The organism is Candidatus Cloacimonadota bacterium (genome assembly GCA_020532355.1).
GTDB lineage: Bacteria > Cloacimonadota > Cloacimonadia > Cloacimonadales > Cloacimonadaceae > UBA5456.
In genome coordinates this window covers 1-6693 of sequence record JAJBBD010000222.1, presented here as the reverse complement: position 1 = coordinate 6693, position 6693 = coordinate 1, and the positions used below count along the sequence as shown (strand labels likewise).

Annotated in this window: 7 protein-coding genes; 2 read left to right on the top strand and 5 right to left on the bottom strand. The window is 38.0% G+C overall.

Going from position 1 to position 6693, the window contains the following annotated elements; translation table 11 throughout:
* The 5 genes from LHW48_07600 to LHW48_07580 form a co-directional block, all read right to left on the bottom strand.
* Positions 1 to 1589, bottom strand: a 1589-nt coding sequence (locus tag LHW48_07600) for a protein kinase (protein MCB5260320.1), incomplete at its 3' end; no start/stop codon positions are given.
* 493 nt (positions 1590 to 2082) lie between these two features.
* A complete protein-coding gene (locus tag LHW48_07595) occupies positions 2083 to 2991 on the bottom strand; it encodes a lysophospholipid acyltransferase family protein (GenBank protein MCB5260319.1) in 909 nt (302 codons plus the stop codon).
* A gap of 9 nt (positions 2992 to 3000) precedes the next feature.
* Positions 3001 to 3309, bottom strand: a complete 309-nt coding sequence (gene trxA, locus LHW48_07590; GenBank protein MCB5260318.1) for a thioredoxin — start codon at positions 3307 to 3309, stop codon at positions 3001 to 3003.
* 66 nt (positions 3310 to 3375) lie between these two features.
* Positions 3376 to 4785 carry a [FeFe] hydrogenase H-cluster radical SAM maturase HydG gene (gene hydG, locus LHW48_07585; GenBank protein MCB5260317.1) on the bottom strand — a complete coding sequence of 470 codons (1410 nt, stop codon included), beginning with the start codon at positions 4783 to 4785 and terminating at the stop codon, positions 3376 to 3378.
* Complete coding sequence (locus LHW48_07580) at positions 4775 to 5044, bottom strand: iron-only hydrogenase system regulator (protein ID MCB5260316.1); 270 nt, start codon at positions 5042 to 5044, stop codon at positions 4775 to 4777. The genes hydG and LHW48_07580 overlap by 11 nt, the downstream gene beginning before the upstream one ends.
* A 234-nt stretch (positions 5045 to 5278) precedes the next feature.
* Here LHW48_07580 and LHW48_07575 point away from each other — a divergent pair, with 234 nt between their 5' ends.
* Together LHW48_07575 and LHW48_07570 are read left to right on the top strand one after the other, a co-directional pair.
* Positions 5279 to 6238, top strand: coding sequence for a C39 family peptidase (locus LHW48_07575; protein MCB5260315.1), 960 nt, complete (start codon positions 5279 to 5281; stop codon positions 6236 to 6238).
* Positions 6239 to 6465: 227 nt separating this feature from the next.
* Positions 6466 to 6693: hypothetical protein (locus LHW48_07570; GenBank protein MCB5260314.1), on the top strand; the 228-nt coding region annotated here is incomplete at its 3' end.

The window sequence follows — 6693 nt, the reverse complement described above, 5'->3', positions numbered from 1 at the left end:
TCGAAAATAATGCTCTTCCGTTGAACAAGATCTATCAATATCTCACGTATAAAATGGGGATTCCCAGATGATCTTCTATAAAGCTCTAAAGATAGCCTTTCTGGAGCTTTAACGGGTAATAGCTTATTTATGTAGGATTTGCTTTCTTCAACATCTAAAAACGGGATATTAAGCATAACCGTATGATTTAATTGACTCACTTTATTGAAATCGTTGCACGACAGAACAATCATCATTCTTTTCTGTATCAAGACTGTAGACATAAAGTTTATAAAATCTATCGTATGCCTATTTACATATTGGAAATTACGAATGATAAAGATAATCGGTTTATGCTCCGAGAGGTGAATCAATAGATTCTTAACACTTTCAAAATCCAGCTTAAGATCCTCAGAACTCTGGCTAACGCTTTTTGCTTCTTGTTCTCCCGCAAAAAGATATTGCTTGAATTTTGCAGAAATCTGAGCTAAAAATTCGTGCCCCTCAACCTCGTCTTCCCCCAAGGAATGAACATATTCTTTAATTAGGGCAAAAAACGCCTCATGATCTGTCCGAGTACAGGTATAATCAAACAAGAAATATTCGCCACCCAACAAATGGTAACGGAATAACGAAAGAATACTATCTTTGCCAAGCCCATCTCCCCCTATTACGGAGACTATTTTGCCATTAGCCTGGTTCACAGAGGGCACAAAATCCAATATCTGGTGAGAAAACTTTTCTCTCACAATATAGCTATTGAAGCGCATGGTATTAACTATTGACCACGATGCCGAGAATGGGTATTCATCATGATGAATGCGGTTTATATAGCCAATTATCTCTTGTCCGCTTTGGAATCTGTTTTCGGGGTTACGTTCTAGCAACCTCAGAATAAACCGTTCAAGTTCGGGAGGTATATTTTTGTTTAGAGAAGAGGGAAAGTTTGGAATAAAATACTGATGTCCGCCTGTTATCAACGCATTAATCTGATCTATACTAAAAGGAAAAGAACCAGTACATAAACGATATAGCAAAACTCCCAGAGAATAAAAATCGCTATGTGCAGTTGGCTGTCCTCCGGTAAACAATTCAGGCGCCAAATATGGTAGAGTGCCCGATACGTGTTGATTATCTTTTGAAGGATCCACTTTTGAGAATCCATAATCAATCAGATTCACGGTTATCTGAGCGCCATTTATGCTATATAGAACGTTTTCAAGCTTAAGGTCCTTGTGCAGTATGTTCTGATTATGTAACGCATACAATGCGTAACAGATTTGCACCACAATATCATATATCAGATTTATCCTGGATTTGGTAAAGCGAAAATTTGCTAATGTTTTGCCCTCAAAATAGTCTGTAATAAAATACACATGATCACCTACATGACCAAAATCCACAACATGCGCTAGATTAGGATGCTCAATTTTGGTAATATGGTGCATGTCTTCTGCGCTAAAATACCGATATAGCTCTTCGGAAGAAAGGTATTGGAATAATTTGAGACTATATAACTTGTTTGTACGAATATCCCGTACCTTATAAACATTTGCCCAACTTCCCGAGCCCAGGCTTTCCAAAACTTCATAGCGATGATCTATGTACATCTGATACTCCATTAAGCTAATCTTCTGCCAATTTCCCAATATTGTCCTTACTGTCAATCTTAATCTTTAAGTAAGATACTAGCCGAAAATGATGACTCTTTCATGTTACTTGTGATGTGAAGAAAAAGACCGTTAAGAGACCGTTGCCCGTCCATAGTATAACAGAAATTTATGCACGAGATATCGGTTTTTTTCTGATTGCACCTATACCTGCCCACCACCCTTGTAGTATGTGCCTCGCTTATTCAACGGTCTTGTTAATGATAAATTGTTACTTGATTAATAGATTTCTCCCCTCCAGATCGAGCTATGGATAGAGTAGGTTTAACTAATTATCATGCTAAGTATTATGGATTATGTCTGCTTAAACCTACGTTAATCCACATATAATCTGTCTTGTTTGATCTTAGAGGCGAGCTCATCCAATGCCCCGATTAATTGTATGCCGTAATTGTATTTCCCAGTTATCTACATTAACTATATATGGATAATCCTATACTTTTTTAATATCCTTAAACATATCGTATGCGTGTTTCCAGCGTTTATGCACCCAAAACCAATGATCAGGATACTCGTGTATGTATTTCTCGGTAATCTGGATGATTTCATTTATAACTATGGTGTAATTCTTTTCGGAATCATCCATATTGGGATGATATATCATCTTCGAAAACTCAAAGCTGATTTTATCATCTTGGGATCGCACTACAAATCCTGGAACAATGGGGATATGATAACGCAAGCTAATTTTGGCAACTCCTTTCCAATTCGATGCTGGAAAGCCCAAGAAATCCATTACTATGCCCCGTTTACCGGCGTTTTGATCTGCTAGAATGGCAACAACTCTATTTTCAGAAAGATCTTGCATAATATCTCTTAGACCTTTGCTCATATCAATAACGTGAAGTCCTTGCCGTTCTCGAATGGAATTTGTATAATTATCGAAGAGCTTGTTTCGCTGTCCTTTTGCTATCACGCTTAAGGGTATTCCACGCATCGGTAAAATCCGTGCCGCCTCCCAATTGCCAAAGTGTGCGGTAGCCATAATAACCCCTTTGTTTAAAGACATAGCTTCCTGAAGATATTCAAATCCTTTTACTTGAGATTTTGCATTTAGCATATCGTCACTCATAAGATACTCTTCACAAATATTAAGTGCCATTTGACGATAGACGTTTCTTAGAACTTTCTTCAGCTTTTTTTTATGCCAATGGGGGTATACATGGCTCAATTGAATTTCGGCAACATTTCTACGTATTCCAATACCATATCCAATACCCACAAACAGTCCAATAACTAAAGCCCTGCTGCACCTATAGGGAAATAAGCGCAACAGGGCGAGCAATGCCCTAAATGGGTAGTATTCAACAGCGTTTAGCAAGCGTTTGTGGTTTGTTCTCAATATATATAATCACCCTAAGGATTCAAGTTTGTTCAAAATCACATTCTTGGAGACAACTCCAATCGAGCTGTCTTTCAGAATTCCATCTTGAAAGAAAAGTATAGTAGGAATACTCATAACACCATGCTTCCCAGCTAAATCCGGATAATCATCAACATTTACCTTTCCCACAGTAAGTTCTTTGTGTTCTTCGGCAAGCTCCTTTATAATGGGATTTAACATATTGCAGGGACCACACCATGATGCCCAAAAATCTAGAATTACCTTGCCTTGCTTTACAACTTCTGAGAAGTTAAGATCTGTTACTTCTATAATCATTATAAACTCCTTATAGTTTTATAAACAAGATAAGTTTATCCTATGCTTGGGCAAATCTATCTTTTTTTAGTAAAATAAATCCCTTGCTCCGGCTTTCATTTCTTCAAGTTTGGAGATTACAGATTCTTTCATCTTAGGGTCTTGAATTTTAGAGATTTCGTTATCGATTAGCTCCAATCCTGCCTTGTGAGTTCTTTGCGAGGAAAAATCGTGAAGATACTCAGCAAAAGTCAATAGCGCATTGGGAGTGCAAAATCTTTTTACGAATCCAGGAATGGCAAATTCCATAAAGTGCTCGCCGGTTCTTCCTGCTCGATAACAAGATGTACAAAACGAAGGTATATAACCACCTTGGGCTAATTCGTATATCACATCGTCCAAAGAACGAGTATCCCCCAAAACAAATTGCGATTTTTTGCGAGATTCATCGTTTTTATGGGAATAGTCTCCCACGCCAATTGAGCTTCCGGCATCAATTTGAGATACTCCAAATCTTAACACTTCATTACGTATTTCAATGGGCTCTCTAGCAGTAAGAATCATACCTGTGTATGGCACACTTAATCTAATAATAGCAACCAGAAGTTTAAAATCTTCATCTGTAACTCTAAAGGGTGGATGCTGAGTGAAATCTGTACCTATAGCTGGTTCAATACGTGGGAAGGAAATCGTGTGCGGACCAACCCCGAAAGTATCTTCTAAATGTATGGTGTGATATAGTAAAGCCATCACTTCAAAACGCCAATCATACAATCCCATCAAAGCACCTATACCCAAATCGTCAATCCCAGCTTTCATTGCTCTGTCAAGTCCATCTAATCGCCACAAATAGTTACTTTTGGGTCCTAGAGGATGAAGCTTTTCGTAGGTTTTTTGATGATATGTTTCCTGAAAGATCTGATAAGTGCCAATACCAACTGATTTAACGATTCGGTAACCCTCAACATCCATAGGTGCAGCATTAATATTTACTCTACGAATCTCACCCTTTTTGTATTTTGTGTTGTACACGGTTTGTACGGTATCGGCAATGAAGCGAGCATCGTATTTGGGATGTTCTCCATATACCATTATTAGGCGTTTATGTCCCGTTTCAACTAATGCTTTAGTTTCATCAACCAATTGTTCATGACTTAAGGTACTGCGTTGACACTCTTTGTTTGAGATTCTAAAACCGCAATATACACAATCGTTAATACACTCATTCCCCACGTATAACGGAGCAAACAAAACTATTCGATTACCATATATTCTTTCCTTTAGTTCATGAGCACCCTCCATAATCATCTGTCGTAATTCTGGATTTTTAACACTTATCAAGGCTGCTGTTTCTTGTGGGTCTAGCCTATTCTTATCCAAAGACTTTTGAATAATATCCCTAATCCTGCTCTCTGGCGCATTTTTCTCGCTTTCCAAATAGGCTTCAATCTTTGCATCTGGAATAAAGGATTTAAGTCCTTCCGTGTTAATCTTCATTTTTATCTCCTCGTTCAATTTTCAATGTTTGGGTTTTAACCCGCACCCCATTAATCATGCCCAGTTTTCCAGAAAATGCCCCCATCCGCTCTGTGGTGAGTTCCATTATCAGAAATATCACTGATGCACCCCAATCCCGCATGGGATATCCCACTCTTAATAGGATGTGTTGAGCATTGGCATGAAGCAAATCACTTACGGGCTGAAATGCTTCGTTAATATCATCCACAATGATTGTAACTACGTGTCTTTTAAGCATGATTTCTATTCCCTTAAATTGCGAAGAATGTATACGTTGATGGCATAAGGAGGAGATTTTCCACCCTTGATGCCAGAACGTATCTCTCATCGCAGGTTGTATTGGTGGCAATTTAATATAATTGTTTTTTCTGACAAGCGAAATATTCTTTATTGACAGATATTTGTCTTTTCTCATCATGACTTAGTTATGGTATGTTACTGTAACATTGTTTTTTAAGCAGAGATACTACTTATGAAAAAATACACAGCTATATGCATCCTTTTACTAATGATAAACCTAATCTATGCCACCGGCTTTAGTTGGTTTTCTCAAACGGATTCTCGTTGGGGATCAAATCGTCTTGGCAGAGGTACATCAATTGCGCGAAGCGGATGTGTGGTTTCTTGCCTTTCCATGATGCTTAATGCTGAAGCATCAAATCCCTACATGACTCCCGATAAACTAAATGACTGGCTTAGAAAGAATGGTGGCTACTACGGAAACAACATGCGTTGGCAAATCCCTGGCCTCATTGATGGTGATGGCTTAGGCTTAGAATTGGAAGGCCAAAGTACGCGGTACAACGATTGGGATTTTCTTAATGGTGAATTGGAAAAAGGAAACAAGGTAATTGTAAAGGTAGCTGGCAGGCGATCTCATTGGGTATTGGTTGTTAAACAAGACGGGCCAATAGATAAAGCTTCTTCTTATCATGTAAACGACCCCGGCATGTCGAGCTACGAAGAACGTACTTTAGCCTATTGGGGCGGCTTTCGTTCGGCTAGAAGCTATAGCGGAAACTGGTTGGATGAAGAGGCTTTCAATCTGGAAAGCGAAATAAACGTAGTTCCGGTAGCCGAAGAAGAAAGCTTTCTCTATGATATTTACAAGCTCCCCTTGCCTGCTGATGTTTTTGTAACCCTGCAAAATAACCTCAATGTAGAAATTCAAGGATTCTTTATCTTGGGCTTGTTTGATTCAGAAAACAATTTGGTTAGCACAATAGACTATGAATATGCTGAGATCGGTGCCAATGACGAATTAGATCTATTGTACGAAATGCCAGATTATAGTCCCCTGGAAAATGATGAGTTTCATTTAAAGATTGTTTACAGCAAATACTTTTCTGCCATGCCCTCAAGATACGATACTGTAAAATTGAATCCAGCCGGAATTCGCAATTTAACAAAAAGCTATAGCGAAGAGGATTAAACAATATAGTTCTAATGCCACTTAGCTAAGGCTTCTATTGTCATTTTCTGCGTTATTTTCTTTCCATCATATTGATTCAATTTGTAACTTAATGTAAAGGAATATTGGCCATTTCTGTGATTTTATTCGACTTGGTACCATTCTTGCTTAATATATATTGTAAGTGATCTGTTTGGTTCATAAGAGAATTAATTAGTATATATTAATATTTGAAATTAGGAGAAAACATGAAAAAATACCTGATCATGTACTTGTTTCTGGCGCTGTCAGCATTACTGATGGCTAATACCGGTACTATCCGGTTACAGCGAGGAGTTTCCACTGCGGAAATTCTTAGCAGTGATGATTATAGACTTAATGTAAGATTTGCTATAGATGCTTTTAATTACAGTGAAGTCCAAAGTAAAGAAGGTGTGTTCACTCTTCTTACTGCAAAAGACTTTGGAGCTACAACT

What these genes read in the sequence shown, in the direction of transcription:
- trxA (MCB5260318.1), bottom strand. Translation starts at nt 3,309, where the DNA reads ATGATTATAGAAGTAACAGATCTTAACTTCTCAGAAGTTGTAAAGCAA.
- hydG (MCB5260317.1), bottom strand. Translation starts at nt 4,785, where the DNA reads ATGAAGATTAACACGGAAGGACTTAAATCCTTTATTCCAGATGCAAAG.
- LHW48_07575 (MCB5260315.1), top strand. Translation starts at nt 5,279, where the DNA reads ATGAAAAAATACACAGCTATATGCATCCTTTTACTAATGATAAACCTA.
- LHW48_07580 (MCB5260316.1), bottom strand. Translation starts at nt 5,044, where the DNA reads ATGCTTAAAAGACACGTAGTTACAATCATTGTGGATGATATTAACGAA.